The organism is Polynucleobacter sp. MG-28-Ekke-A2 (assembly GCF_035012985.1).
Lineage (GTDB): Bacteria > Pseudomonadota > Gammaproteobacteria > Burkholderiales > Burkholderiaceae > Polynucleobacter.
In genome coordinates, this window is the sequence record NZ_JAYGQU010000061.1 from 1 (window position 1) to 693 (window position 693).

Consider the following 693-nt stretch of genomic DNA (forward strand, 5'->3'; position numbering starts at 1 on the left):
CTTAGATTGCGACTGGGAAATAATTGCTGATAATCCAAACTACAACCCGATCTCAATTACTACCCCAGAAAATCCAGCGTATGTAATTTACACATCAGGCTCGACCGGCAAGCCAAAAGGGGTTGTTACAAAACATATAAATGTTGTTAACTTTATTAAAAACCAAGACTATATTTTATGGTCTTACAATGAAATTACATTGCAAATAGCCCCTCTCAGCTTCGATGCCTCAACATTTGAAATATGGGGTGCACTTCTGAATGGTTGCCAACTTGTTGTTATGAGCCCAAAACAGTGGGCCCTCAATGAACTCCAGAATATTGCTGAAAAATATGATGTGTCCTTGTTGCATCTGACAGCCCCCTTATTTAATTCGATTCCGCTGCCCAATACCTTATCGAATATTGAAAAAATACTGACTGGCGGCGATGTCGTTTCATACTCGCAAGTAGTTGCTTTTTTAAACGTTAATACAAAAAATACTCTCGTACATTGTTATGGCCCTACAGAAACAACCGTCTTTTGTATCACCTACAAAGCCGATGACCCCGCAAGTCTCATTCATCCACTCCCCATTGGCCGACCCATCTGGAATACCCGCATTTATGTTTTAGATAACAGCCTAGAACCAGTTCCAGCTGGCATTGCTGGGGAGCTTTACATTGCAGGCGCCGGTCTAGCCCGTGGTTATCT

At 42.0% G+C, this 693-nt stretch carries 1 protein-coding gene; it reads left to right on the forward strand.

What is annotated here, in order from left to right; genetic code table 11:
- Nucleotides 1-693 (forward strand): AMP-binding protein (locus tag VC188_RS11920; protein WP_323484109.1); only part of this gene is annotated, 693 nt, incomplete at both ends.